Annotated in this window: 1 protein-coding gene; it reads left to right on the top strand. The window is 51.2% G+C overall.

What is annotated here, in order from left to right:
- Positions 1–240, top strand: a 240-nt coding sequence (locus tag ACYP03_RS27780) for a 1-deoxy-D-xylulose-5-phosphate synthase N-terminal domain-containing protein (RefSeq protein WP_459782909.1), incomplete at both ends; no start/stop codon positions are given.

The raw sequence follows: 240 nt of genomic DNA, 5'->3' as shown, positions 1-240 counted from the left end.
GACATTGGATATTTCTAAATACCCACATCTGGCCTTAGCCAATACACCGGACGAACTTCGTTTACTGCCGGTGGACAGTTTACCTGCGCTCTGTGATGAGCTGCGGACGTATCTGCTCAACTCTGTGAGTCAGTCCAGCGGGCATTTTGCCTCTGGCCTCGGTGCCGTAGAACTGACGGTTGCCCTGCATTATGTGTACAACACACCTTTCGATCATTTGATCTGGGATGTCGGCCATCA

This window comes from Photobacterium sp. R1, from assembly GCF_054600795.1.
The sequence above is the reverse complement of the archived record's forward strand: the minus strand, read 5'-3'. Positions and strand labels throughout refer to the sequence as shown.